The sequence below is a fragment of the Streptomyces sp. AM 2-1-1 genome (genome assembly GCF_029167645.1).
Classification (GTDB): Bacteria; Actinomycetota; Actinomycetes; order Streptomycetales; family Streptomycetaceae; genus Streptomyces.
Genome location: NZ_CP119147.1, coordinates 4,094,990 through 4,119,132 on the forward strand (window position 1 = coordinate 4,094,990; position 24,143 = coordinate 4,119,132).

General features: G+C 73.4%; 24 protein-coding genes. 10 read left to right on the plus strand and 14 right to left on the minus strand.

Annotated elements, in window-relative coordinates; translation table 11 throughout:
* Window positions 1-15 precede the first annotated feature (15 nt).
* Window positions 16-516: a hypothetical protein gene (locus PZB77_RS17895; protein WP_275493607.1), complete on the plus strand. Its 501-nt coding sequence runs from the start codon at window positions 16-18 to the stop codon at window positions 514-516.
* Between the two features lie 32 nt (window positions 517-548).
* On the opposite strand, the gene PZB77_RS17900 is transcribed toward PZB77_RS17895, so the two are convergent.
* Window positions 549-2,753 carry a serine/threonine-protein kinase gene (locus PZB77_RS17900; RefSeq protein ID WP_275493608.1) on the minus strand — a complete coding sequence of 735 codons (2,205 nt, stop codon included), beginning with the start codon at window positions 2,751-2,753 and terminating at the stop codon, window positions 549-551.
* Window positions 2,754-3,096: 343 nt separating this feature from the next.
* Here PZB77_RS17900 and PZB77_RS17905 point away from each other — a divergent pair, with 343 nt between their 5' ends.
* Both PZB77_RS17905 and PZB77_RS17910 read left to right on the plus strand, forming a co-directional pair.
* Window positions 3,097-3,951: a GNAT family N-acetyltransferase gene (locus PZB77_RS17905; protein ID WP_343299872.1), complete on the plus strand. Its 855-nt coding sequence runs from the start codon at window positions 3,097-3,099 to the stop codon at window positions 3,949-3,951.
* 4 nt (window positions 3,952-3,955) lie between these two features.
* Entirely contained in the window at window positions 3,956-4,498 is a 543-nt protein-coding gene (locus PZB77_RS17910) for an O-acetyl-ADP-ribose deacetylase (protein ID WP_275493609.1), read from the plus strand.
* Window positions 4,499-4,570: 72 nt separating this feature from the next.
* On the opposite strand, the gene PZB77_RS17915 is transcribed toward PZB77_RS17910, so the two are convergent.
* Window positions 4,571-5,755 (minus strand): low temperature requirement protein A, encoded by a 1,185-nt coding sequence (locus PZB77_RS17915; RefSeq protein WP_275493610.1) that lies wholly within the window; start codon window positions 5,753-5,755, stop codon window positions 4,571-4,573.
* Window positions 5,756-6,144: 389 nt separating this feature from the next.
* Between PZB77_RS17915 and PZB77_RS17920 the strand changes: the two genes are divergently transcribed.
* Window positions 6,145-6,837 carry a hypothetical protein gene (locus tag PZB77_RS17920; RefSeq protein ID WP_275493611.1) on the plus strand — a complete coding sequence of 231 codons (693 nt, stop codon included), beginning with the start codon at window positions 6,145-6,147 and terminating at the stop codon, window positions 6,835-6,837.
* A 68-nt stretch (window positions 6,838-6,905) separates the two neighbouring features.
* On the opposite strand, the gene PZB77_RS17925 is transcribed toward PZB77_RS17920, so the two are convergent.
* The 5 genes from PZB77_RS17925 to PZB77_RS17945 all read right to left on the minus strand — a co-directional run bounded on the left by PZB77_RS17925 (window position 6,906) and on the right by PZB77_RS17945 (window position 10,899).
* A complete protein-coding gene (locus PZB77_RS17925) occupies window positions 6,906-7,229 on the minus strand; it encodes a multidrug efflux SMR transporter (RefSeq protein ID WP_275493612.1) in 324 nt (107 codons plus the stop codon).
* A complete protein-coding gene (locus PZB77_RS17930) occupies window positions 7,226-7,612 on the minus strand; it encodes an SMR family transporter (RefSeq protein WP_275496107.1) in 387 nt (128 codons plus the stop codon). The genes PZB77_RS17925 and PZB77_RS17930 overlap by 4 nt, the downstream gene beginning before the upstream one ends.
* A 216-nt stretch (window positions 7,613-7,828) precedes the next feature.
* A complete protein-coding gene (locus tag PZB77_RS17935; RefSeq protein ID WP_343299904.1) occupies window positions 7,829-9,076 on the minus strand; it encodes an aminotransferase class I/II-fold pyridoxal phosphate-dependent enzyme in 1,248 nt (415 codons plus the stop codon).
* Window positions 9,077-9,278: 202 nt separating this feature from the next.
* Window positions 9,279-9,914 carry a maleylpyruvate isomerase N-terminal domain-containing protein gene (locus PZB77_RS17940; RefSeq protein ID WP_275493614.1) on the minus strand — a complete coding sequence of 212 codons (636 nt, stop codon included), beginning with the start codon at window positions 9,912-9,914 and terminating at the stop codon, window positions 9,279-9,281.
* Window positions 9,915-10,104: 190 nt separating this feature from the next.
* Window positions 10,105-10,899, minus strand: coding sequence for an SDR family oxidoreductase (locus PZB77_RS17945; protein WP_275493615.1), 795 nt, complete (start codon window positions 10,897-10,899; stop codon window positions 10,105-10,107).
* Window positions 10,900-11,041: 142 nt separating this feature from the next.
* Between PZB77_RS17945 and PZB77_RS17950 the strand changes: the two genes are divergently transcribed.
* Window positions 11,042-11,641, plus strand: coding sequence for a TetR-like C-terminal domain-containing protein (locus PZB77_RS17950; RefSeq protein WP_275493616.1), 600 nt, complete (start codon window positions 11,042-11,044; stop codon window positions 11,639-11,641).
* A 169-nt stretch (window positions 11,642-11,810) separates the two neighbouring features.
* On the opposite strand, the gene PZB77_RS17955 is transcribed toward PZB77_RS17950, so the two are convergent.
* Complete coding sequence (locus PZB77_RS17955; RefSeq protein WP_275493617.1) at window positions 11,811-12,398, minus strand: DinB family protein; 588 nt, start codon at window positions 12,396-12,398, stop codon at window positions 11,811-11,813.
* A 286-nt stretch (window positions 12,399-12,684) separates the two neighbouring features.
* On the opposite strand from PZB77_RS17955, the gene PZB77_RS17960 reads away from it, so the two are divergent.
* The 4 genes from PZB77_RS17960 (at window position 12,685) to helR (ending at window position 17,840) form a co-directional block, all read left to right on the plus strand.
* The gene (locus PZB77_RS17960; protein WP_275493618.1) at window positions 12,685-13,389 is read left to right on the plus strand and encodes a TetR/AcrR family transcriptional regulator; all 705 of its coding nucleotides are present in this window, start codon (window positions 12,685-12,687) and stop codon (window positions 13,387-13,389) included.
* A 38-nt stretch (window positions 13,390-13,427) separates the two neighbouring features.
* Window positions 13,428-14,630, plus strand: coding sequence for an NAD(P)/FAD-dependent oxidoreductase (locus tag PZB77_RS17965; RefSeq protein ID WP_275493619.1), 1,203 nt, complete (start codon window positions 13,428-13,430; stop codon window positions 14,628-14,630).
* 249 nt (window positions 14,631-14,879) lie between these two features.
* Window positions 14,880-15,302, plus strand: coding sequence for a VOC family protein (locus tag PZB77_RS17970; RefSeq protein ID WP_275493620.1), 423 nt, complete (start codon window positions 14,880-14,882; stop codon window positions 15,300-15,302).
* Between the two features lie 351 nt (window positions 15,303-15,653).
* Window positions 15,654-17,840: an RNA polymerase recycling motor ATPase HelR gene (gene helR / locus PZB77_RS17975; RefSeq protein WP_275493621.1), complete on the plus strand. Its 2,187-nt coding sequence runs from the start codon at window positions 15,654-15,656 to the stop codon at window positions 17,838-17,840.
* A 33-nt stretch (window positions 17,841-17,873) separates the two neighbouring features.
* Here helR and PZB77_RS17980 read toward each other — a convergent pair whose 3' ends face one another.
* The 3 genes from PZB77_RS17980 to PZB77_RS17990 all read right to left on the minus strand — a co-directional run bounded on the left by PZB77_RS17980 (window position 17,874) and on the right by PZB77_RS17990 (window position 21,228).
* The gene (locus PZB77_RS17980; protein WP_275493622.1) at window positions 17,874-19,043 is read right to left on the minus strand and encodes a HEAT repeat domain-containing protein; all 1,170 of its coding nucleotides are present in this window, start codon (window positions 19,041-19,043) and stop codon (window positions 17,874-17,876) included.
* On the minus strand, window positions 19,040-19,879 hold the full coding sequence (locus tag PZB77_RS17985; RefSeq protein ID WP_275493623.1) for a class I SAM-dependent methyltransferase: 840 nt from the start codon (window positions 19,877-19,879) through the stop codon (window positions 19,040-19,042). The genes PZB77_RS17980 and PZB77_RS17985 overlap by 4 nt, the downstream gene beginning before the upstream one ends.
* A gap of 170 nt (window positions 19,880-20,049) precedes the next feature.
* Window positions 20,050-21,228, minus strand: a complete 1,179-nt coding sequence (locus PZB77_RS17990; protein WP_275493624.1) for a cellulose binding domain-containing protein — start codon at window positions 21,226-21,228, stop codon at window positions 20,050-20,052.
* 286 nt (window positions 21,229-21,514) lie between these two features.
* Here PZB77_RS17990 and PZB77_RS17995 point away from each other — a divergent pair, with 286 nt between their 5' ends.
* Window positions 21,515-22,042, plus strand: coding sequence for a GNAT family N-acetyltransferase (locus PZB77_RS17995; protein WP_275493625.1), 528 nt, complete (start codon window positions 21,515-21,517; stop codon window positions 22,040-22,042).
* A gap of 120 nt (window positions 22,043-22,162) precedes the next feature.
* On the opposite strand, the gene PZB77_RS18000 is transcribed toward PZB77_RS17995, so the two are convergent.
* The 3 genes from PZB77_RS18000 to PZB77_RS18010 form a co-directional block, all read right to left on the minus strand.
* Window positions 22,163-22,531: a YbjQ family protein gene (locus PZB77_RS18000; RefSeq protein ID WP_275493626.1), complete on the minus strand. Its 369-nt coding sequence runs from the start codon at window positions 22,529-22,531 to the stop codon at window positions 22,163-22,165.
* A gap of 74 nt (window positions 22,532-22,605) precedes the next feature.
* A complete protein-coding gene (locus PZB77_RS18005; protein WP_275493627.1) occupies window positions 22,606-23,484 on the minus strand; it encodes an SGNH/GDSL hydrolase family protein in 879 nt (292 codons plus the stop codon).
* A gap of 233 nt (window positions 23,485-23,717) precedes the next feature.
* Entirely contained in the window at window positions 23,718-24,038 is a 321-nt protein-coding gene (locus PZB77_RS18010; protein ID WP_275493628.1) for a hypothetical protein, read from the minus strand.
* Window positions 24,039-24,143: the final 105 nt, after the last annotated feature.

Consider the following 24,143-nt stretch of genomic DNA (forward strand, 5'->3'; position numbering starts at 1 on the left):
GCGTACGCTCGCAGCGTGAACGCCGTGCCCAGGAACCTCGCCGTGCTCGCCGACGTCCTCGCCCAGACGGGCCCCGACGGCCGGGGCGCGCTCTGGCAACTCGCCGAGCAGGGCCGGGAGCTGGACGCCAACCTGGTACGGCTGCCGCCCGACGCCGAGGTGGGCGAGCACCGGGAGGACACCCTCGACGTCCTCCTCGTCGTCCTCGCGGGCAGCGGCGTGATCGTCACCGGGGAGACCGCGCTGCCGCTCGCCCCGACCACCGTCACCTGGCTGCCCCGCACCTCCCGCCGCTCCGTCGTGGCCGGGCCCGGGGGCCTCGCCTACCTCACCGTCCACCGCCGCCGGCCGGGGCTGACGATCACGTCCGCGCCGGCCGCCCTCCCGGCCCGTGAGTCCGGGGGCGGCGAGGCGCCGTGCGCGCTGGACCGGGTCTGCCCGGAGTGCGGGCGGCTCGCGGAGGGGCGGGCGCCGAAGTTCTGCGCGGAGTGCGGGGAGCGGCTCGGCGGGCACTGACCCGGGGGAGTACCGGGAGGGCCCCGGGGACCTCAGGAGTCTTCGCACTCGGTGAGTTTCGGCCGGTTCGGCGCGGACGCGTTGCCCATCAGCGACGCCAGGTGCTCGGTGTACATGTCCTCCCACTCCTGGCCGTTCACGATCGCCTTCAGCGCGTCGCACACCTCCTCCTTCAGCTCCGGCTCGCCCGGCACCATCGCCACCCCGTACCCCTCGGCGCCGCCCGCGTTGCTGATCTGCTGGAGCTTCTGCGGGTCCTGGCCGACGTACCCGGCGAGGATGATGTCGTCGGTGCTCACCGCGGCGATCCCGCTCCTGTCGTCCAACAGGTAGTCCACGCAGAGCTGGTAGGAGCTCTGCCGCTTCGTCAGGTTGTACCCGGCGTCCGTGAGCCACCGCTCGTACGTCGAGCCCCGCACCGTGCAGACCTGGGCGTTGTCGCCGATCAGGTCGGCGGCGTCGGTGTACGCCCGGGGGACGTCCTTGCGTACGAGGAAGCTGCGTAGCGCCGTGTAGTACGGTCCCGCGAAGACGAGGCCCGCCTCTTTGCGCTCCGGGGTGATGGTGTAGCTCGCTATCACCAGGTCGACCCGCCCCGCCGAGAGCATCGACGCCCGGTTCTCGCTGTTCACCGGCACGAAGCGGATGTCCTTCGTCCGGTACCCCATGCGCCGCGCGATCCGGGTGGCGAGGTCTATGTCGTACCCGGCGTACGAGCCGTCCGTCTGCCGCTGGCTCAGCCCGGGCTGGTCCTCCTTGACGCCGATCTTCAGCTGGGGGTGCGCGTGCCGGTAGGTGGGCGCTTGCGCCCCCCAGTGCTGCCAGGTCAGCCAGCCACCGCCGGCCAGCAGCACCGCGCAGCCGACCGCGGCCGCACGGAGCACGGCCCGCCGCCGGGGGCGACGACCGCCCGGCACGCGCCCGCCGCCGGCGCCGCCCCGGCCGCCGGTGTCGGCGCCGTGACCACCGCTGCCGCGGCCGTCGTCGCTGTCGTCGTCGCCCCCTTCGGGCGGCGGGCCCAGGTGGTGCCGGTGGGTCGCGTCGTGGGGCGCCGGGGCATCGCTGGTGACCGCCAGCAGCATCGCCTCGGCGCGCCGGGCGTCCGGCCGCTCGTGGGGGTCCTTCCGCAGCAGCGCCTCGATGACGGGGGCGAGCGGCCCGGCGTACGTCATCGCCGGAAGCGGCTGCTCGTACACGGCGAGGAAGATCTCGTAGGAACTGAGGCCCGTGAAGGGCGCCCTGCCCTCGACCATCTCGAAGAGCGTGACCCCCAGCGACCACAGGTCGGACGCGGAGGTCCCGGGCTTGGGGAGGGCCTCGCCGCCCCGGTGGACCAGCTCGGGCGCCAGGTACTTCGGAGTGCCGATGATCTCCTGGGACTTGGTCAGCTGGACGGCGCCCTCGAAGGTGGCGATGCCGAAGTCCATCAGCAGGGCACGGCCGTTGGGGCGGAAGAGGATGTTGTGCGGCTTGACGTCCCGGTGCAGCACCCCGGCCTCGTGCGCCGCGCGCAGCCCGCGCAGCACCTGGAGGGCGATCCGGGCGGCCTGCGCCACCGGCAGGCGGCGCTGCTCGCGCAACAGGTCGGCGAGGGAGCGTGCGTCGAGCAGCTCCATCACGATCCAGACCTGGTTGCCGGACTCGATGACGTCGTGCACCGCGACGACGTTCTGGTGTCCGATCCGGGCGATGGCCTGCGCCTCGCGCCGCGCCCGCTCGACCCACTGCGCCTGCGTCTCGGGCTCCAACGCGCCCCGGTAGAGCAGTCCCTTGACCGCCACCCGCCGCCCGAGCCGCCGGTCCAGCGCCTCCCAGACGACGCCCATCCCGCCGCGCCCCAACTGGCGTCGGAGCTCGTACCGGTCGGCGATCACCACGTGCGGGCGGAGTTCGGGTTCCGGGTCGGGCACCTCCCCGGAGGAGACGGGACCCGTCGAACCGCCGAGGGGCTCGACGCCCGACACGTCACCGAGCGCGTGGGGGCCGGATCCGGCCCCGGACCCGGCCCAGTCCGCGGATCCGGCCCGGTCCTCGGCCGCGGATCCGCCGCCGTCCCCGGTCCCGGACACGCGGCCGTGCTCGCCGCTGGGCACGGCCCCCCGGTCGGCGCCCCGTCCGACCCCGCTTCCGGCGCCCTGTCCGACGCCGAAGGGCCGTGGTCCGACGGCCCGCCGGCCGTCGCCGGGATCGCCGTCGAAGCCCGTTTCCGGCTCGTCGGCCGTTCCCTCGCTGTGCATGCGACCCCCAGTGCACTACATGGAAGCATCAGGGTAGACGGTCCGTCAGCGCCAACCCGTGCCCGCCGACTTGCGGTTCCGTCACGCTTCCGCAGGTCCGTCCCGGAGTCCGGCGGCCCGCCTCGCTCCTCCTGATTCCTCTCCTCCCGGTCCTGCCGGGCCGGCCCCGTCCCCCGGCGCCGCCCCGGAATCGCTGTTGCGGGCCCCATCGGGCCCCGGGTACGGTCCCCCGGCCCCCCGCCGACGCCGTCACCGGAGCCACCCCTTGTCCCTGCGCCTCACCCCCCTCACCGACCCGGAGCGCGGTGCGTCCTCGCACCGCCTCGTCTAGCTGGCCGAGGAGGTGCCCGGAGCCGGTACCGGTCCGGCGGCCACGGCGCCCGCCGCGTACCCGGTGGGGGCGGCGTACCTGCGGCTCCTCACCGCCCCTGGCCAGGACCACCTCGCCGAAGTGGAGGTCGCCGTCCACCCGGCCGCCCGCCGCACCGGCGTCGGTACGCGGCTGCTGGAGGCGGCCCTCGCGGGCGCCGCGGCCGAGGGCCGCCGCACGTTGACCGCGCAGGTGGCGGGGGACGGCGAGGGGGCCGCGTTCCTGAGTGCCCGGGGTTTCCGGACGGTCCTCACCCTGACCTGCACCCGCCTGGCGACGGCCGACGCCGACCCGGTGGCGCTCGCCGCGCGGGCCGGCGAGGCGCGTCCGGGCTACCGGCTGGTCTCGTGGAGCGGCACCGTCCCCGACGAGCTGGCCGCGACCTTCGCCGACTCGCGGCGGGCGATGGACGACATGCCGATGGACGCGATGGACCACGGCACGGTGGCCTGGGACGTGGACCGGGTGCGGGCCGTCGCGCGCGCCGTCGAGCGGCGCGGCGACCTCCTGCACACCGTCGCCGCCGTCAGCGAGGAGGACGGCACGATCGCCGGCTTCACCGAGCTGGTGGTGCCCGGCGACGGCACGGGCGACGGCCTGCACTACGGCACCGGAGTCCTCCCCGCCCACCGGGGCCGCGGGCTGGCCCGGTGGATGAAGGCCGAGTCGGTCCGTACCGCCCTGGTGACCCACCCCGCGCTCGCGGGGCTGGTGGCGGACACGGCGGAGAGCAACACCGCGATGCGCGCGGTGAACGACGCGCTGGGGTACGTACCGACGCACCGGGCACTCTTCCTCCAGCGGGACGTACCTGACCCGAGAGGATGACCCCATGACGACGCAGCCGACGCTCACGCTCGTACGCGGCGACCTCACCGAACAGCACGCAGACGTGCTCGTGAACGCCGCCAACTCCTCGCTCCTCGGTGGCGGCGGGGTGGACGGGGCCATCCACCGCAAGGGCGGCCCCGCGATCCTCGACGCCTGCCGGGACCTGCGCGCCTCCCGGTACGGCAAGGGGCTGCCCACCGGGCAGGCGGTGGCGACGACCGCGGGGCGGCTCCACGCCGGCCACGTCGTCCACACCGTCGGCCCGGTCTGGTCCCGCGAGGAGGACCGGTCCGCCCTGCTGGTCTCCTGTTACCGCGAGTCCCTCGTGGTGGCCGCCGGACTGGGCGCCCGCTCCGTGGCGTTCCCGGCGATCTCGACCGGCATCTACGGCTGGCCGATGGACGACGGCGCCCGTCTCGCGCTGCGGACGGTCCGTGAGGAGACCCGCTCGCCCGTCACCGACGTCCGCTTCGTCCTCTTCGACGCGGACGCGTACGCCGCCTTCGAACGGGCGCTGGCGGAGCTGGACCGCTCCGCCGGGTAGCGGGACACGGTCCGAGCCCCGTCGCCGTCGCCTTCCCCGGCGCGTCACCGCCGCTCCCGCCACCGGGGCGGGCTACCGGGTCGCCGCGCGCCGTCGGAGCACCGCCGTGTCGGCGGCCACGGTCGCGGCGACCGCGAGCCCCATGCCGAGCACCGCGCCGCCCAGGTGCAGCGCCGGACCCGCGAACCCCAGCGCCAGGACGACCAGCGCGCCGGACGCCACCACGGCGGTGTGCTCGGCGCCGCCCGTGCCGGTCATGCGGTGCAGCGCGCCGAGCAGGAGGAGGACGATCGCCACCGGTACGGCGACGGCCAGCGCGGCGGTCCGTACGGACAGGTGCGCGTGGTGGCCGGTGGCGTCCACGGCCGCCTCCAGCCCCGCGCCGAGCGCGGCCAGCGAGGCGAACACGCCGTAGTGGGCGTACCCCCACGTCAGGGCGGAGCGCAGGGTGGGCAGGCCGATCTCGCCGCCGGTGAAGTACATCCACCAGAGGCCGAAGACCAGCAGCAGCCCGCCGGTCGCGATCAGCAGGACGGGCGCGGACAGGCCCTGGTCGGTGACGGCCGACTGGACCGCCGCGAGCGAGGCGAGGATGACCTCGCCGAGCACGATGATTGTGAAGAGGCCGTACCGCTCCGCGATGTGCTCGGGGTGCCAACCGGTGGTGTTCCCACCGGACTCGGCCCAGGCGGGGACGGCCAGTTCGACCAGGACGAGCAGCACGAAGGTGGCCGGCTGCCACCCGTCCGGAACCGCCAGCCGGGCCACCCAGCCGACCTGCGCCACCGCGATGCCCGTCGCGTACCGCACGGCGCACCGGCGGCCCTCCGGATGCTGCGACGCGGCCCGGAGCCACTGCGCGATCATCGCGATGCGCATGATGACGTACCCGACCACGACGACCGTGAAGTCCCCGTCCTCGAAGGCGGCGGGCACCCCGGCGGCGAGCACCAGGACGCCCGCCATCTGCACCAGTGTCACCAGCCGGTACGGCACGTCGTCGGTGTCGTAGGCGGACGCGAACCAGGTGAAGTTCATCCAGGCCCACCAGATGGCGAAGAAGACCGCCGCGTACCCGGTCAGTCCGGCGCCCACGTGGTCCTCGGCCAGCGCGTGGTGGAGCTGCGAGGCCGCCTGGGAGACCGCGACCACGAAGGTCAGGTCGAAGAGCAGTTCCAGCGGAGTCGATGCCCGGTGCTCCTCGTCGGGGTCCCGCCCCCGCATCGTGCGCAGGAGGGGGACCGTCCGCTCCGCCATCGTCGTTGCTCCTGTCGTTCGTGTCGTGCGTGCGTGTGGCGCCTGTGGTGCGCGCAATGCTCCGTGCCGTGCGTGCCCCGTGCCGTGCGGCAGGTCTCCGACGTCGGTTCATCCTCGCCCGGCGGCGCCGGGATGTGCGGCACGGGCGCGGGCCCCGCCCGAATCGTGCGCGAAGCGGCACGAGGCGGGCACGGACGGACCGGACGGCATGGTTCTTCCGGTGTACGGGGGCGGAGTTCCGGTTCGGGCCGGGGGCGGAGGACACCGCTGATCGCCTCTTCTTCGGCAGCCGGTGTTCCGACGCAGGCGCCGTCCCTTCCAGCTGGGCAATCTCCCAAGAATTTCTTCGTACGCATGCGCGTCGAACGTTGACACGAAACACTGTGCCGGTGATCTCTTCCGATGCCCTCGTGCCCGCTGCGGACATCCGTGCCCATTTCGTCGACCGGCTCAACTCGGTGCTGCGGCGACCGGGGATGTGGGGGGACGAACTGGCGCTGCGGATGATGTGCGAGGACCTCCTCTACGTGGAGGGCCGGCCGGGGGCCTGGCACGAGCAGCAGACGTCGTGGGAGGTCTCCGGGGCGTGGTCGGCGAACGGGGCGAAGGGGGCCTTCGCCCGCCATCTGCACGGTGACGGCCCGGCGGACGCGGTGGTCTCGCTCTACGCGGAGTTCGCGCACCGGTCCGGCTGGCTGCGGGCGGTACGGGTGCTGGACACGGGGGAGTACGCCCGGCTGCGGGCGACGGCGCCGGAGTGGGTGGGCGGGGCGGACCGGGGCTGGTCGGACGTGGCCGCGGAGTTCGGGCCGCCGTCCGTGCGGTTCGGCGGTTCCAACCCCCGCTTCGGGAAGACGCTCGGCTACGTCACCGCCGACCCGGCCGACCCGATGGTCTGCTTCCACCTCTGGAACGGCACCCGGCCCGACTCGCTCTGCGGCTGGACCGCCGAGCACACGGAGCCGGTGCTGCTCGCCGTACGCGTCGGCGGGGCCCGTACGTTCCGCGACTCGTTCACCTACACACCGGAGGGCGAGCGCCGGCGCTCGTGCGCGCGGGAGTTCTCCCACCGGATGGACTGATCCGCTCCGCAGGACGCGTCGCGTCCTGCCTCCGGTTGAGGAAAGTCCGTCGTGATCCGGCCCCGGCCTCACGGGTGGGCGCCCACCTCGATCAGCAGGACGCCGCCGGCGATCAGGGCGATGCCGAGGCCCATCAGCCGGGTGAGCGGTTCGCCGAAGAGGCGACGGGCGAGGACGGCGGTCAGTGCGACTCCGCAGGCGGACCAGATGCCGTACGCGACGCCGATCGCCATGTCGTGCGAGAGCGCCAGCGCGAGGAAGCCGAAGGAGACGACGTACGCGAGGAGGACCGGCGCCAGCCACACCTTCTTGCGGAAGCCCTCGGAGGCGCGCAGGGCGAGGGTGCCGGTGACCTCGCAGAGGATCGCGCCCATCAGGAAGAGCCAGCTCACGAGGGGGTCTCCTCGGGGCCGGACGCGGCGGCGGACGCCGGAGGGGTGGCGGCAGCCGCATCCCGGGCGGCCACGGCGCGCTGGGCGCCGATCTCCACCGTCATGACCCCGGCGGCCACCGCGACGACACCGAGGCCCATCGGCCAGGTCAGCGGATCGCCGAAGAGGAGGGCGGCCAGGACGGCGGTGGCGGCGACCCCGCTCGCGCCCCAGATCCCGTACGCCACACCGATCGGCATGCCCTCGCGCAGCACCAGCGCGAGGAGCGTGAACGCGCCGGCGTAACCGGCGACCACCAGCGCGAACCACGGAGGGTCGTCGAGCGCGGCCCGCAGGGCGAGCGTCGCCGCGACCTCGGAGACGATCGCCCCGCCGAGGAACAGCCACTTCCCGGAGCCGTGGGCGGTGCGGCCGGCGTCCGCCTCCTCGCCCGCCGCACCGCCCGTCCCGCCGGTGGTCCTGTCGTCCGCTCCGTCACCCGTCACGCGTGGGTCCCTTTCCCGGGGGCCTGGACTTCTCGGGTGCGCCCCGGCCCGCCTCCCTGCGGAAGGGAGGCGGGCCGGGGCGCGTCGCGGGCCCCGGGTGGGGTCCCGCACGCGTCACCGCGCGGCGAGCCGCTTCTCGTAGCCGACGACCCGCACGCAGGCGGTCAGCCCGAGGATGGCCTCCTCCAGCTCCCCCTGCGTCGGGTAGCTGGGGGCGATCCGGATGACGGAGTCGAGCGGGTCGTCGCCGTACGGGTGGGTGGCCCCGGCCGGGGTGAGCACGATCCCGGCCGCACCGGCGCGCCGTACGACCTCCTTCGCACAGCCCTCCGTGACCTCCAGGCTGACGAAGTAGCCGCCCTTGGGCTTCGTCCAGGAGGCGAGACCGGTGTGGCCCAGCTCGGCTTCGAGGATGCGCTGCACCGCCTCGAACTTGGGCTGCAACGCCGCACGCTGACGTTCCATCAACTCGCTTACGCCGTCCGCGTCGCGCAGGAGCATCGCGTGTCGCAGCTGGTTGACCTTGTCCGGGCCGATGGACCGCTTCGCGCTGTTGGCGAGGAGCCACTTGACGTTGGCCGGGGACGCGCCGAAGAAGGCGACGCCCGCGCCGGCCAGGGTGATCTTGGAGGTGGAGCCGAACACGAACACCCGGTCCGCGTGGCCGGCCTCGTCGCACGCGGCGAGCAGGTCGGCGATCTCCACCCGCTCTTCGGTGAGGTGGTGCACCGCGTACGCGTTGTCCCAGAAGATGCGGAAGTCGGGTGCGGCGGTCTCCATCGCGGCCAGCCGGGCCACGGTCTCGTCGCTGTAGACCGTGCCGTCCGGGTTGCTGTACTTCGGGACGCACCAGATGCCCTTGACGGCCGGGTCCTCCGCGACCAGCCGCTCGACGGTGTCCATGTCCGGCCCCGACCCGGTCATCGGCACGGGGATCATGTCGATGCCGAACCGCTCGCAGAGCGCGAAGTGCCGGTCGTAACCCGGGACCGGACAGAGGAACGCGATCCGGCCCTGGTCCACCCAGCGCGACTCGGCGCCCGGCACGACGCTGAGGAGCGCGTGCACCAGAGCGTCGTGCATCAGCTCCAGGCTGGAGTTGCCGGCCGCGAGCAGTTGCGCCACCGGCACCTGGAGCTGCTCGGCGAAGATCTCCCGGAGCTCGGTCAGGCCCTGGAGGCCGCCGTAGTTGCGTACGTCGGTGCCGTCGGCGGCGGTGTACCGGCCGGCCGGCAGGCTCAGCAGTTCCGCGGAGAGATCGAGCTGCGCGGGCGCCGGCTTCCCCCGGGTCAGGTCGAGGGAGAGGCCGCGGCCGGCCAGTTCCTCGTAGTCCTGCCTGGCACGCTCGACAAGGGCGCCCAGATCGCTCGGGGCGCCGGGGGCGCTCAGGGCGTCGGAGCTCAGCTCGGTGGTCACGGTGTGTCCTCTCGCGGGTCCCGCTGGTGCCGGACGGCACACTGCCGAGGATACAAACCGGCCACGGGCGGCCTTCGTTCGGCAGTCGTCCCACCGGGGACCGCGAGGGCGGGGCGAGGCGGCGGCGTGGCGGGGAACGGTCCGCGGACTACAGCGCGTTGATCGCGCCCGGTGCGCGCTCCGCCCGGGCCAGGGCCCGCAGCAGCGCCGCCTGCCCGTGCTTCCCGGCCGCCAGCCGGGCCAGCAGGACGAGTACGGGGTCGAAGGCGACGGCGGGGAGGTCGCGCGTCGGCAACCCGACGCTGACCGCGAGATCGTCCAGGTGGACGACGAGTTCCAGCAGACGCGTGGCGAGGTAGTCGTCCAGGGTCAGGGCCCAGCCGCTGCGGGCGATGAAGACCGTACGGTCGCCCGCCGCCCGTGCCAGCTCTCCCCGCTGCTCCTCGAGCGCGGCGGCGGCCCGCTCCCGCAGTGCCCCGGGGCCGTCGGCACCGGTCTCCTCCGCGAGGGCGACGATCCCCGTGCTGACGTCCGCGTCGAGCGGGGCACCGATCCACGCGGCCCGCGCGAAGTGCTCCGTCAGCGCGATCGGCTGCTCCTCGGTGGGCGCAGAGGCGAGGACGCGGCTCACGGAGAACAGCTGGAAGCCGAGGTGCCCGGCCAGCCCGCCCACCGTCATGCCGGCCAACGCACTCGGCTCGTCCCAGGCCCGCGCCACCTCGGGCGCCCCGATCAGCTCCACGGCGACCGCGGCGGCCTCCTCGTACCCGTCCCGCATGCTCATCCCGACCCCCAGCGCGTAGGACTGTGCTGACGGACGGGAGTCTACGGGCCCGGCTCCCGGCGGCCCGGCGGCCCGGGGGGCGTCGGAGACGGCCCGTGCGGGCCCGCGGGCCCGCGGGTCCGTCGCGGGTCCGCTGCGGGTCCCGGGGCGTGGTCCCGGAAGATGATCCCGGAGGCGGATCCGGGGTCGGTCAGGCGACGCCACCGTTGGCGTAGAGGACCTGGCCGTTGATCCAGCGGCCGGGGCCGGCGAGGAACGCGACGGTCTCGGCGATGTCCTCGGGGGTGCCGAGGCGCTCCATCGGGGAGAGGCCCGCGATCGCGTCGACGGCCTGTTGCGGCTTGCCGTCGAGGAAGAGCGGGGTGGCGGTCGGGCCGGGCGCGACCGCGTTCACCGTCACGTCGCGGCCGCGCAGCTCGCGGGCGAGGACCAGCGTCATCGCCTCCACCGCTCCCTTGGTGGCGGCGTAGGCGGCGTACGTGGGCTGCTGGAGGCGGGTGACGGAGGTGGAGAAGTTGATCAGCGCACCCCCGGGCCGCAGGGTGCGGGCGGCCAGCTGGGACACCACGAACGTGCCGCGCACATTGGTGCGGTGCATCCGGTCGAAGGCGTCGAGATCGAACTCGGCGACCGGCGCCAGCAGCATGATCCCGGCCGTGTTCACCACCACGTCCACGCCGCCGTACGCCTGCCCGGCCGCCTCGAAGAGCGCGGCCATGGCGTGCTCGTCCGCGACGTCGCCGCTGACCGCGAGTGCCCGCCCGCCCGCCTTCCCGACCGCCGCCACGACCTCCCGGGCCCGGGCCTCGTCCCGGCCGTAGTGCACCACCACCGCGAACCCGTCGGCTGCCAGCCGCTCGGCGACGGCCCGGCCGATGCCGCCGGAGGCGCCGGTGACGACAGCGACGCGGGCGGGTGCACCGGACGCGCCCTGCTCGCCGACGTGGTGCGCGGAGGCGCTCCGGGGCTGGGTGGGGTCGGTCATGGGAATCAGCCTCCCGCTCATGTTTATGGACTGTCCGTCCATTAAAAATGTAGACCGATCGTCCATATACTGCAAGCCCGACGCGCCGGCCGGCGCGTCCGGACAGGAGCGGGACGGCAACGGGGACGGGAGGGAAGCAGTGGTGGAGGAGGCGAAGAAGCCGGTCCGGCGCGGCCGAGGCCGCCGCCCGGCAGCGCAGGTGCGCGAGGAGGTCCTGGAGGCGGCCGGTGCGATGCTCTTCGACGCGGGGCTCGCCGGGATCACCTTCGAGAAGGTCGCCGCACGGGCGGGCGCGAGCAAGATGACGCTGTACAAGTGGTGGTCCTCGCCGGGCGCCCTCGCCTTCGAGGCGTACTTCAGCGCGGTGGAGAGCACCCTCGCGTTCCCGGACACCGGTGATGTCGAGCGCGATCTCACCGCCCAACTCCACGCCTTCGTGGGCCTGCTCACCGATCCGCGCACCGGGCCCGCGATCGCCCAGCTCATCGGCGCGGCCCAGGCCGACCCCGCTTTGGCGGAGGCCCTCGCGACGCACTACACCCACCCCCGCCGGCGTCTCGCCGTCGAACGGCTCACCCGCGCCCAGGCCCTCGGCCAGATCCACGCCGACGTCGACCCGCAGGTCGTCGTGGACCAGCTCTGGGGCGCCTGCTACCACCGTCTGCTGCTCCCCGACGAGACGCTCGACGCGGCCTTCGCCGACGCCCTGATCCGTAACCTCGTGCGCGGGATCCGGAGTTGAGGCGGAGGGGAGGCCCTGCGGACGAGGGGAGGCCCTGCGGACCGAGTGCGGGGTGAGTGGGCCGACGGGAACGGCGTGGGGCGCCGTGCGGCGCGATCCGGTGGAGGCGGGATGCGCGGGTGGTGGCCGGACGGCCGGCGGAACCGCCGAGCAGCGCGGCGACACTCCGTCAGGTGAGGACCAACCAGCGCCTTCCGTCGATGAGTTCGCGGGCCGCGTCGAGGTGGCCCGCGTGGCAGGCGGTCTCGGTGACGACGTGCAGCAGGAGATCGCGCAGCGTGTGGAGATGCGGCTCCCCGAAGAGGTGGTGCGGCCACCGGGCCAGGGGTGCATCCGCCGAAAGGGCGGCGGCGACGACGGCATCGGAGTGCTCGGCCTCGGTGAGGTACGTGCCGAGGATGTCGGAGGGCGAGGCGTCGGTCGGAACCCGCCAGGCGTCCCCTCCCTCACTCAGAGCCCGGAGGACCTCCTCGTCGCCGAGGAACACGGCTCGGAACCAGAACCGCTCCACGTCGAGCGCCAGATGCCGCACCAGCCCCAGGGAACTCCACCCCGAGGGCAGTACGGGCCGTCGCAGCGCCTCGGCGTCGAGCCCGTCGAGTATGCCGATCACGTGCTGACGCTGGCCGCGCAGGCAGGCGAGGAGTGCGGTGATCTCGGGATCGGGGCTCGAACGCGGTCGTTCCGCGGGCTGTGGGGCGAGGGCCGGTGAGGGTCCGCCGCGGGCCACGTCGTCCGTGCTGCCTGCTTCGTCCATGAGGCGCAGCCAAGCATGCCGCACTGACAGGCGCGTGCGCACCGGGCGGCCCGGGAGGGCCGGGTGACGGTGGGCGGACACCCGGACACCCGGACACCCGGACGCCCGGACACCCCGGCACCTGGACGCGCGGGCACCCGTACGCGCGGGCACCCGGACACCCGGACATGCGGACACCCGGACACCCGGACGCGCGGACACCCGGACACCCGGACACGCGACACTCATCAACGAACGTGTTCGTGAAGTACTTGTTCGCTACGAACATGTTCGTTATAGTCGGCGCATGACACCAGCCACCCCCGCTCCCACCCCCCGGAGCCGCCGCGAGCGGCCCGCCAAGCCCGCGCTCAGCCACGCGGGCATCGTCGAGGCGGCCGTGCGGATCATGCGGGCCGAAGGCCTTCAGCGCGTGACCATGCGGCGGCTCGCCACCGAGCTGGACACCGGGCCCGCCTCGCTCTACGTCTACTTCGGGAACACGGCCGAGCTGCACGCGGCGATCCTGGAGGAGTACCTCGGCGCGGTCGACCTCAGCCCGGTGACGGAGACGGCGTCGGGGGAGTGGCGGGAGCGACTCGTCCAGGTGCTGGGCTCGTACACGGGGGTGCTGTTCCAGCATCCGAGCCTGGCGCGTTCCGCGCTCGTGGCCCGGCCGACCGGGGCGAACTACCTGGCGCTGGTGGAGGCGGTCCTCGCTCTGCTGGACGAGGGCGGGGTGCCCGCGGGGCAGGCTGCCTGGGGCGTGGACGTACTGCTCCAGCTGGCGACCGCCGCCGCTGCAGAGCAGGCCACCCGGTCGGAGACCGACTCCGCCGACGAGGAGCACGACGCGCTGGTGGGGGCGCTCCGTGCGGCGTCGGCCGACACCTACCCCCGCATCGCCGCCGTCGGCGACGACCTGTTCTCCGGCAGTCCGGAGCAGCGCCTCGGGTGGATGTTCCGCGCCGTCGTCAACGGCGCGCTGACCACCCCGCGCGACCAGCCCTGAAGACCCTCGGACCACGCACACGCAGAAGGAGTTCTCTCATGACTACGGACACCGACACCACCACGACCACGAACACCACCGTCCCGCACCACCCGATCGCCGTCGTCGGCGGCGGCCTCGGCGGACTGGTGCTCGCCCGGGTCCTCCACGTGCACGGCATCGAGGTGCCGGTCTTCGACCTGGACGCTTCCCCGGACGCCCGTAGGCAGGGCGGGATGCTCGACATCCACGAGGAGACGGGGCAGGCGGCCCTGCGCGAGGCACGGCTGCACGAGGGGTTCCTGGCCAAGGTGCACGCGGGCGGACAGGCCCTGCGGGTACTCGACAAGGGCGGGGTCGTCCGCCTGGAGGAGGAGGACGACGGGTCCGGTGAGCGCCCCGAGATCGACCGGGGGGACCTGCGTGACCTGCTGCTCACCTCCCTCCCGGAGGGGACGATCCGCTGGAACTCCAAGGTGGTCGCGTGCTGCCCGGCCGGTGACGGGGGCCGGCACGAGGTGACGCTGGCCGACGGTTCGGTGTTCACCACCGATCTGCTCGTCGGTGCGGACGGCGCCTGGTCGCGGGTCCGGCCCCTGGTGTCGGACGCGGTGCCCGCCTACGCCGGGGTGTCCTTCGTGGAGGTGGACCTGTTCGACGCCGACAGTCGGCACCCCGAGGCGGCGGAGCTGCTCGGAAACGGGATGTTCTTCGCGCTCGGCGACGAGAAGGCGCTGCTGGCCCACCGTGAGACGGACGGCAGCCTGCACGTCTACGTGGCGCTGCGCGCCGACGAAAGCTGGCTGGGTACGGTCGACTTCACCGACTCCGGGGCGGCGAAGGCGGCCGTACTGGAGCACTTCGCGCAGTGGGCGCCCGGCCTGCGCGGACTGATCGCGGAGGCGGACGGGCCCCTCGTCCCCCGGCACATCCACGCCCTGCCGGTCGGTCACCGGTGGGACCGGATCCCGGGCGTCACACTGCTCGGGGACGCGGCGCACCTGATGTCGCCGTTCGCCGGTGAGGGCGCCAACCTCGCGCTGATCGACGGCGCGGACCTCGGCCGTTGCCTGGCCGAGCACCCGGGGAACACGGAGGCCGCGCTCTCGGCGTACGAGGCGATCCTCTTCCCGCGCGCCGAGGAGATGGCGCGGGAGTCCGCCGAAGGGCTGGAGGCCATCTTCTCCCCGGCTGCCCCGCAGCCGCTGCTGGACATGTTCGCCGGGCTCGGCGCGGGTCCTGACGCGAGGGCTCAGGGCTGAACCCGGCGGTCTCCTCCGGGGCGGCCCGTGCCCGGCGGGTTGAGGAACGGCGTTGCCCCGGACCCCGGCCGGCAGTAGGGTCCACCGGGTGACTGCCGGGTCGGCCATGGGCCATCTACCAGTAGGGCACCCGGCCTTGGCTTGAGCGCGAGGCGGGCCCGCGCCCCGCCCACCTCTTCGTGTCCTCAGTTCCGGCGCCCCCACGGGCGCTCCGACCCACGGAATCCACGACCCGGAGAGGCACCGAAAATGCCGCACGACCAGCACCACCACCACGAGCCGGCGATCACCGTCGCCCAGCTCAACCACACCGCCGTCTACGCGCCGGACCGGCACCTGTCGGCCGTATTCATCGCGACGATCCTGGGCCTGGAAGTCGGCGTCCCGTTGGGGCCGTTCCTGCCCGTCGATCTCGGCAACGGCGTGACGCTCGACTTCTACGAGAAGCGCGACGAGCCGGTTCAGTCGCAGCACTACGCCTTCCTCGTCCCCGACGGGCAGTTCGATGCCATGGTCGACCGCCTGGACGCGCTCGCGGTCACCTATTACGCCGATCCGCACCACACCGAGCCGGGCAGGATCAACCGTCTCTTCGGTGGCCGTGGCGCGTACTTCCTCGACCCGGCCGGGCACAACATGGAGATCATGACCCGTCCCTACGCCCGCCCCTGAGGGGCCCTCGGTCCGGGTCCCGGCTCCCGGGACCCGGACCGAGGTGTGTGCGGGGATCCGGATCAGGCCGGAGGGGGGATGCGGGGCGCGAGGGTGCGCACCGGAGGAGGATGCCGGCTTCCCCTCCCAGGTGCCCGCGCGGGCACGGCACCCCAGGCCGTTGCCGGACGAGCCGGACGACATCCGTGGGGGCGCGGGGCGGGGCCGGGAAGCGGCCGACTGGGTAAAGGGGGCGTACCCACCCCTTTCCACTCTCAACATATAGCGCACGGGGGGCCTTGCGGCAAGGCCCCCTCCGTACCGCACAATCGGCGGCCCGACCTCGCAACCCCGTCCCCCGGAGCCGCCCGCATGATGTCCCCGCCCGCCACGACCCCTCTCGGCGCCTCCCCGGCCGGCAGCGCCTTCGCCCTTCCCGGCCGCCTCGCCGCGAAGGACGACCCCCGGCTGATCGCGCGCGACGAGACGCACTTCGCGGCGGTCGCGGAGAGCCTGGAGCAGTCGGTCGCCGAGCTGACCGAGCAGCTCACCGCGGCGCGCAGGGCACCCGGCGGCGCGGGCCGGCAGGCGATGGACCGGGACACCGAGATCCGCCGGCTCACCGGCCGGCTGCGCGCGCTGCGCCGCTTCGGCCTGGACCTGTGCCTCGGGCACATGGTCGCCGAGGACGGTGGTGACCCCGTGTACGTCGGACGGCTCGGCCTCACCGACCGGGCGGGCCGGCGACTGCTGCTCGACTGGCGTTCTCCGGCGGCCGAACCGTTCTTCGGCGCCACCCACGCCAACCCGATGGGCCTGGCGAGCCGTCGCAGGTACCGGTGGACCGACGGCCGGATCAGCGACTACTGGGACGAGGTCTTCACCGCCGACGGCTCCTGGAACCACGCCGCGCTCGACGACCAGTCCGCGTTCGTCGCGAGCCTCGGCTCGAACCGGTCACCCCGGATGCGCGACGTGCTCGGCACCATCCAGGCCGACCAGGACGCCATCATCCGGGCCGGTTCGCGCGGCGCCCTCGTCGTGGACGGCGGCCCCGGGACGGGGAAGACCGTGGTCGCGCTGCACCGCTCCGCGTACCTCCTCCACTCCGACCCGAGGCTCGGCCACCGTCGGGGCGGCGTGCTGTTCGTCGGCCCGCACCGGCCGTACCTGGACTACGTCGCCGACGTGCTGCCCAGCCTCGGGGAGGAGGGCGTCCAGACCTGCACCCTGCGGGACCTCGTCGCGGAGGGTGCCGGGGCGCCCGCCGAGGCCGATCCGGAGGTGGCCCGACTGAAGGCCTCCCGGCGGCTGGTGGTGGAGGCGGTCGAGGCGGCCGTCCGGTTCTACGAGGAGCCGCCCACCCGGGGCACGACCGTCGTGACCCCGTGGTCCGAGGTGCGGCTGAGCGCCGCCGAGTGGGCGGTGGCCTTCGGGGCGGCGGAACCGGGCACCCCGCACAACGAGGCGCGGGAACAGGTCTGGGAGGAACTCGTCACCCTGCTGGTGGACAAACACGACGAGGAGACCCCCACCGACCGGCTCACCACATCCCTGCGCCGGAACCGGGAGTTGGTGGCGGCCTTCGACCGCGCCTGGCCGCTGCTCGAAGCGGCCGACCTGGTGGCAGACCTCTGGTCCGTCCCCGCCTACCTGCGTCGGTGCGCCCCGTGGCTGGACGCCGACGAGCTGCGGCGGCTGCGGCGCGAGGACTCCCGCCCCTCGGCCTGGACCGCCTCCGACCTGCCGTTCCTGGACGTCGCCCGCCAGCGCCTGGGCGACCCGGAGGCCGCGCGCCGCAAGCGTCGGGGCGAGGCCCTGATCGCGGCCGAGAACGCGAGGATGGCCCAGACCGTCGACGCCCTGCTGGCTGCCGACGACGACGGCGAGAGCGTGATCACGATGCTCCACGTGAGCGACATGCGCGACGCCCTCACCGACGAGTCCGCCGTGCCGGGCACCGATCCCGACCTGCTCGCGGGCCCGTTCGCGCACATCGTCGTCGACGAGGCGCAGGAACTCACCGACGCGGAATGGCAGATGCTGCTGCTCCGGTGCCCCTCCCGCAGCTTCACCATCGTCGGCGACCGCGCCCAGGCCCGGCACGGCTTCCCCGAACCGTGGCGGGAGCGCCTGGAACGGATCGGACTCCACCGGATCGAGCTGGCGACCCTGAGCGTCAACTACCGCACCCCGGCGGAGATCATGGCCGAGGCCGAGCCGGTCGTCCGGGCCGTCCTCCCGGACGCCAACGTGCCGACCTCCATCCGCAGCAGCGGCATCCCCGTCGCGTACGGGGCCGCCGCCGACCTCCCGGCGGTCGTCTCCGCCTGGCTCGACGAGCACCCGGAGGGCGTCGCCTGTGTCATCGGCTCCCCGTCCTTCCGGGCGACCTCGCGCGTACGGTCGCTGACTCCGGCCCTGTCGAAGGGGCTCGAGTTCGACCTGGTCGTCCTCGTCGACCCGGAGTCGTTCGGTACGGGCGTCGGGGGGGCGGTGGACCGTTACGTCGCGATGACCCGGGCGACGCAGCGCCTGGTCATCCTGACGAGCGACTGATGCGGCGGGCGCGCGGACCGTCCCGAGGCGGTGTCACACCGGGTGCGCGCGTTCCCGCCGTGCGGGCAGGTCGTCGCTGACGAGGGCGGCGGCACGGGCGGGATCGCCGCCCGCCCGGTGCAGCAGGCCCGCGACGTCGTAGCCCGCGACGTCGTGGCCCGCGACGTCGTGGCTCGTGGTGGGGCGGGCGCCGGGCAGTTCCAGCAGCAGCCCGGGGGCGAACCGGGGCATGGCGACGGAGGCGTCCAGGTCGGGGCGTACGCGGTGCAGCGCTTCTGCCAACTGTTCCGCGAAGTCGTCCAGTTCGCCGCGGACGGCGGGGTCGCAGGCCTCGGTCGCGTCGGCGACGCCGGGATCGGCGAGGTCGAACCCGGCCAGGGCCGGCATCAGTTCGGGGGCCCCGAGGATCGCGGCGGCGTGGAAGGTGAGGGTGTGGGCGCCGTCCGGGGATGCGAGCAGCCGCAACAGGTGCGGCAGGATGCCGGGGGCGTGGCGGCGTGCGAGTCCGCGGACCGCTTCCTCCGCCACGTCGGCGTCGGTGTCCCGGACGCGTTCCCACAGCGCCTCCCGGATCGCCGCACCGTCGGTCTCGGCCTGGAATCCGAGGGTGAAGGTCGCCCCGTCGCGTACGCGCGGGTCCGGATCACGGGTCAGTCCGATCAGGGCGCCGGTACCGGGGCCGGCGGCGTGGGGTGGGGAGACCCCGGCGAAGGAGGCCGCCACGTGGCATCGGACTTCGGGGTCGGGGTGGGCGGCCAGGGCGACCAGCACCGGCACCGCTCGGGGATCGTGGGTGCACTCCAGCGCACGGGCGAGGGAGCTCAGCGTGCCGGCGTCCGTCTCCCGCCCCGCGAGGGTGACCAGCGCCTCGGTGGCCCGGGCCCGGACGTGCGCGTTCTGGTCGCAGGCGTCGCGCAGCAGGTCGCAGCCGAGGGCCCGTTCGCCGGGATCCGCCGCACCCAGCAGGCGTCGGCCCAGGCGGAGCGCGGTGTCACCGTCCGCTCCCGCCCGTCGCATCAGCTCTGCGTACGCCTCCCCGTCATCGGTCTCCTCCGCGAGCCGCGCCGCCCGCCGTGCCTGATCGACGAGGAGGGTCACGGGGCGGGTCGTGAGGTCGGCACCAGGACCGGCGCCGAGGTCGGCCACCGGGTCCGGCAGCGGCGTGGTGGGGTGCGCGCGTTCCCGCGGCGCGTGGCCGCTCACGCGGCCCGGGCCAGGAGCAGGTCGTTGACGCGCAGCATGTCGATGGTGCCGCCCCGGGAGTCCAGCAGACGGCCCGTGGCGTCCAGGAGTTGGCCGAGGCTGCGCGCCGGCAGCACCCGGTAGGCGGAGACCGAGGCGAGGAAGGCGAGGTACCGCTCGGTGTCGTACCGAAGGTGCTGCCGGTAGCGGACCGTCCGCAGATCGGTGAAGCGCCCGTCGCTGCGGATCTCGGCGACCGGCCAGCCGAGCCCTTCCTTGCCGTCGACGATGCCCGCCTCCTCCCCGTAGCGGTCGGCGAGGGTGTCGTGCGAGGGCTCCTCCACGCCGTGGAAGCGGTCGATGGCGCGGAGTTCCGCGAAGAGCCCGGGATCGATCACGGCGACCGGGTTCCAGAAGAGGGCCAGCGCGCCGCCGGGTGCGAGGACGCGGTGGGCGAGGTCCCAGCGTCGCTCCGGGTCCACCCAGTGCCAGGAGGTCGCGGCGTACAGCAGACCGAAGCGCTCTTCGGTGGGACCGAGATGTTCGAAGTCGGCCACCTCCACCCGTACACCGGGGTACGCGGCCGTGTTGCGGCGCAGTACCTCCGCCATCCGCGCGTCGGGCTCGACGCAGACGACCGGCACCCCGCGCGCCGCGAAGAGGGTGGTGGCCTTGCCGGTGCCGGCCCCGACCTCCAGGGCCCTACGGCTGCCGAGCGCGGCGAACTCCAGCACGTCGGTGACCAGTTCGTCCGCGTAGCCCGGGCGCGCGCCGTCGTACACCTCGGCGACCTCCCCGAAGACCGTGCGACGTGGAGAGCCGTGCCCGGCGTCCTGGAAACGGTGCGGAGCGGTCATGGGCGTGCCTTCCTCCGGAACGGGCGGACGGGGAGGAGTCAACCTACCGTTCCCGCCTGCACGTACGGAGGGTGGATCGGGCGGACGCGCGGGAACCGTGCCTGACCCCACGGGCCCGGCACGGTTCCCTGCGGAGGACGGTCGGCGGTCGGCGGCCGGCCGGAGCCCGGTCAGACGACCGTGCAGGCGGCTCCGCCGAGGGTGAAGGCGGAGGGTTCCGCGAAGGTGCCGGTCCAGGTGCCCTGGAAGCCGAAGGACTGGGTGCCTCCGGGGCTGATGGCGGCGTTGGAGGTGGTGTTGCGCGCGGTGAGCGCGCCGCTGCTGGGGCTGACCGTCGCGTTCCAGGCCTGGGACACCTGCTGACCGGAGGGCAGCGTGAAGCCCAGGTTCCAGCCGTTGACGGCGGTGGTGCCGGTGTTCTTGACCGTGACGTTGGTGGTGAATCCGCCGGGCCACACGTTGGGCGTGTACTCGACCTGGCAGGCCGTCTGTCCGGTCGGCGGCGGGTTCCCCGTGCCGCCACCGGGCTCGGTCGTGCCGCCGGTGCCGTTGCCGTTGGTGTCCTGGCCGTCGGTCACCGAGGAGGAGAAGTTGGAGAGCGAGAGGCCCGCCCCGCCCACCCACGGCTCGAAGCCGGCCTGCACGCTGGTGAGGTACCAGTTGGAGGCCGCCATGCCCTGGCTGACCGTGCGGTCGATGAAGTCCTTGACGTCGAACGACCAGCTGGTGATCGCGGACGGGGCGACGAAGGAGATCACGTCGTTGCCGCCGTTGTTCCCGGTCCAGATCTGCCACGTCTTGCCGCCGATGGTGGCGGAGCTGGTGGGTGATCCGATGGGCTGGATGGAGCCGACCCGGTTGAACCAGATCATGATCTCCGTCCGGTTGACCCCGTCCGTCTTCGGCTGGGGGTCCAGCCAGATGTCGAACGCCGCGTCGTAGGTGGCGTTGCTGACGTACCCGTACGTCAGCGAGGTCGGCACGGCCGCGATGGTGTCGACCCGCTTGGGCAGGTTCGTCCCCGGCGAGCAGTTGGTGTAGTGACAGCCGAGGAAGATCGACGGGTACGACTTCGGGGCGCCGTTGGTGGCGACGGAGCCGTCCGCCTGGGTGACGGTGAACCCGCTGTCCGTCACGTTGAGGCACTGGGTGGCGCTGGTGCCCCAGCGGTTGTTCTGGACCGTGTAGCGGCCCTGGACGGTGGTGGAGCCGTACTGCTCGCAGATCGGTCCGGTGGCCTGCGTGGCCTGCGTCGCCGCCTGGGTGGCGGGGGTGGCGGTGAGCAGGGCGGTGGTCGTACCCAGCATCAGCGTCAGAGCTGTCAGGAGGGTGCGTGCACGGTGTCGCATCGTGTCCCTTCGGGCCGTGGGGGAAGGTGGTGGAGGCAGCCGTGGGAGCGCTCCCATCAGTTGGGGACTGTAGGGGTGCGTGGGAGAGAGTGACAAGACACCGGACAGGGTTTGTTGCGTTCGCGCCGGTGAAGCGCTTCGCGCGAACGAGGCCTGTACGAGGCGCCCTTGGGCGGGACCGGGTGGCTGCGGACCGCCGGTTCCGGCGGCGGTGCGCAGCCGGGGGAACCGACGAGGAGGGGCTTCGCGCCCGGAGCGGCCGGCTCCCGTCCCTATGCTGACCGCCATGGTCACCTACCCGCCCATGGCTTCCCACCTGGAGACCGAGCGGCTGACGCTCCGGCCCTGGTCCCCCTCCGACGCGCCCGCTCTCTGCGCGCTCCATGCCGAGCGGGGCACCGGGACCAGCACGCTTCCGTACGTCCAGGAGCTGATCGGCGCCATGCTCGACCGGACCACCGAGAACGGCATCGCGCTCCTGCCGGTCCGGCTGCGCGGGGAGGGCGGCGGACGGACCGGCACGGGTGAGGACGAACTCCTCGGGTACTGCGGGATCGTCGTCGGGCGTTCGAGCCTCGAAGAGCCGGAGATCGCCTACGAACTGTTCCGCCACGCCCACGGGAAGGGGTACGCGACCGAGGCGGCCCGAGCCGTTCTCGGTGCCGTTGCCCGGACCGGGCGCGAACGGCTCTGGGCGACGACGCGCCCGGAGAACGCGCCCTCGCTCCGCGTCCTCGACAAGCTCGGATTCACCCACGATCGCACCACGACGGACGAGCGCGGCGAAGTGGTCTGGCTCAGCGTGGAGTTGTAGTACTCCATCGCCGGGCGGGAGCGCGGGAGCGGGTGGTCGCGCTTGCCGCACCACGACCACCCGCTGGACTACCGATTACCTAGTGACTGCCGACTGCCGACTGCCGACTGCCGACTGCCGTCAGGCCTTCGGAGCGATGACCGCCGCGGTGCCGTAGGCGCAGACCTCGGTGCCGATGTCCTGGGCCGTCGTGACATCGAAGCGCATGGCGAGCACGGCGTTGGCGCCGCTCTCGCGGGCCGCCTCGATCAGGCGCGCCATCGCCTCGTTGCGCGTCTGCACGAGGGTCTTGGTGAGCCCCTTCAACTCGCCGCCGAGCACCGACTTGAGACCGGCGCCCAGCTGGGAACCGATGTTGCGGGAGCGGACGGTGAGACCGAACACCTCGCCTATCACCTGGGTCACGTCGTGTCCGGGTACGTCGTTGGTGGTCACGACCAGGACGTCCGAGCTCTTGGCCGGTCCGCCGGTGTAGTCCTCGATGGGCATGTCATTCGCCTTACTGGGAGATGAGATCGGGCTGTGGGTGAAGCGCTTCCGGGCGAACTTGTCGTCGTTCGCCTTCAGTTCTTGATCCGGTTGTACACCTCCTCGGCGATGACCAGCTGCCCGAACGCGGTGGGGTGGGCGGACCCGGGCGTCACCGGCAGCAGCGGATTGATCCACTGACCCGGGGCCCGGCACATGTCCTTGCCCTGGAACGCCTTGGACGTGTCGATGAACTCCGCCTGCTTGAGGTAGGCCGAGAATTCCAGCATGAAGTTGAGCCGGTTGGTGGTCTGGTTGAGCCAGGTGACGTCGTCCTTGGCCAGCGGCGTGGAAGAGCCGCAGACGCTGCCGTCGGCGGGGAAGAGGCCCGGGTAACCCACCACGACGACGCGGGCGTTGGGGCTGCGGCGCTCGATGTCGGTGAGCATGTCGGGCAGACGCGTGCTCAGCCGGGCGAAGGCGGCGTCCACCTGGGCGGCCTCCTTGTCGCGGCAGGGAGCGCCCGTCCTGGTGGTGAGCCCGGCGACGACGCACGTGGTGAGCACGTCGGTGAAACCGAGGTCGTTGCCGCCGAGCGTGACGGTGACCAGGTCGGTGTCCTTGGTGAGGGCGTTGACCTGCGGGGCGGCGGACCCCTCGGTGTTCCAGAGCGAGCGCGTGGTGGCGCCGCTGCAGGTGACGTCCGTGAAGACGGCCGGCTTGAACGTCTGCGCCACCCAGGACGGGTAGCTCCCCGACGAACGCCTGCACGCGGCGTCCGTCTGCAGGGTGACGCCCGTGCCCGCGGCGTACGAATCCCCGAGCGCCACGTAGTGGGTGAAGGGACTCGTGCCGGAGGTGGTGGCCGCTCCGGCCGGGGCCGTACCGGTGAACAGCATCGAGGCGGTGGCGGCGGCGAGGGCGGCGGTGGCCGTGGCGCCTCGTCGGAGCGCGGCGAGGGGGCGGGAGCGCATGATCGGTTCTCCTGGAGAGGGTGGTGGGGAAGGGCGGGATGCCGCGCCGTCCCCGGGGACGCGGGCAGGCCGGACTGCGGCGCCGCGACAGGCGCCGGTGGCTGTGGCTGGGGCTGAGGCTGGGGCTGGGGTGGTGCGTGTGGCTGTGGCGGTGGAGAAGATGGCGGGGGAGGCGGTCCCCGGCTCGTTCGTGCGGCCGTCGCTTCCTCGGGGGGCTGTGCGGCGCTCGCGCGTCAGGGGGCGGCGTTGTGGTCCGGCCGACGGTGTCCGCGCTGCAGGGCGCGGGCGACCCAGTCGATGAAGAAGGCGTTGGCCAGGGCTCCGACGACGATCGAGCCGAGGAAGACCGTGCCGCCGTCCGGCAGGGCGAGCAACAGGAAGAGGCTGGACGGGATGGTGGCGACGAACGGGATGACCCCCGCCATGGACTCGTCGCCGGACGCGACCAACGCCCACCCGAGCAGGAGGGCGCAGCAGACGAGGTAGACCCGCGCCGCGAGGGTGCTGTAGACGCCGCGCAGCGGGCGGAAGAAGGATCGGCCTGGACCGGCCATGGTGGAGGACTCCTCGGTGGTGACGGCCGCGGCGCGGCCGTACGGCGGACGTACGGGTGAGGGGTGCGGGTGCGGGCACGCGGGCACTGGCACACCAGTCAGGCG

Coding starts and splice junctions, on each gene's coding strand:
- PZB77_RS17995 (WP_275493625.1), top strand. CDS start 21,515: ATGGTCACCTACCCGCCCATGGCTTCCCACCTGGAGACCGAGCGGCTG.
- PZB77_RS18000 (WP_275493626.1), bottom strand. CDS start 22,531: ATGCCCATCGAGGACTACACCGGCGGACCGGCCAAGAGCTCGGACGTC.
- PZB77_RS17970 (WP_275493620.1), top strand. CDS start 14,880: ATGCCGCACGACCAGCACCACCACCACGAGCCGGCGATCACCGTCGCC.
- PZB77_RS17945 (WP_275493615.1), bottom strand. CDS start 10,899: ATGACCGACCCCACCCAGCCCCGGAGCGCCTCCGCGCACCACGTCGGC.
- PZB77_RS17990 (WP_275493624.1), bottom strand. CDS start 21,228: ATGCGACACCGTGCACGCACCCTCCTGACAGCTCTGACGCTGATGCTG.
- PZB77_RS17915 (WP_275493610.1), bottom strand. CDS start 5,755: ATGGCGGAGCGGACGGTCCCCCTCCTGCGCACGATGCGGGGGCGGGAC.
- PZB77_RS18005 (WP_275493627.1), bottom strand. CDS start 23,484: ATGCGCTCCCGCCCCCTCGCCGCGCTCCGACGAGGCGCCACGGCCACC.
- PZB77_RS17940 (WP_275493614.1), bottom strand. CDS start 9,914: ATGAGCATGCGGGACGGGTACGAGGAGGCCGCCGCGGTCGCCGTGGAG.
- helR (WP_275493621.1), top strand. CDS start 15,654: ATGATGTCCCCGCCCGCCACGACCCCTCTCGGCGCCTCCCCGGCCGGC.
- PZB77_RS18010 (WP_275493628.1), bottom strand. CDS start 24,038: ATGGCCGGTCCAGGCCGATCCTTCTTCCGCCCGCTGCGCGGCGTCTAC.
- PZB77_RS17960 (WP_275493618.1), top strand. CDS start 12,685: ATGACACCAGCCACCCCCGCTCCCACCCCCCGGAGCCGCCGCGAGCGG.
- PZB77_RS17900 (WP_275493608.1), bottom strand. CDS start 2,753: ATGCACAGCGAGGGAACGGCCGACGAGCCGGAAACGGGCTTCGACGGC.
- PZB77_RS17955 (WP_275493617.1), bottom strand. CDS start 12,398: ATGGACGAAGCAGGCAGCACGGACGACGTGGCCCGCGGCGGACCCTCA.
- PZB77_RS17985 (WP_275493623.1), bottom strand. CDS start 19,879: ATGACCGCTCCGCACCGTTTCCAGGACGCCGGGCACGGCTCTCCACGT.
- PZB77_RS17910 (WP_275493609.1), top strand. CDS start 3,956: ATGACGACGCAGCCGACGCTCACGCTCGTACGCGGCGACCTCACCGAA.
- PZB77_RS17965 (WP_275493619.1), top strand. CDS start 13,428: ATGACTACGGACACCGACACCACCACGACCACGAACACCACCGTCCCG.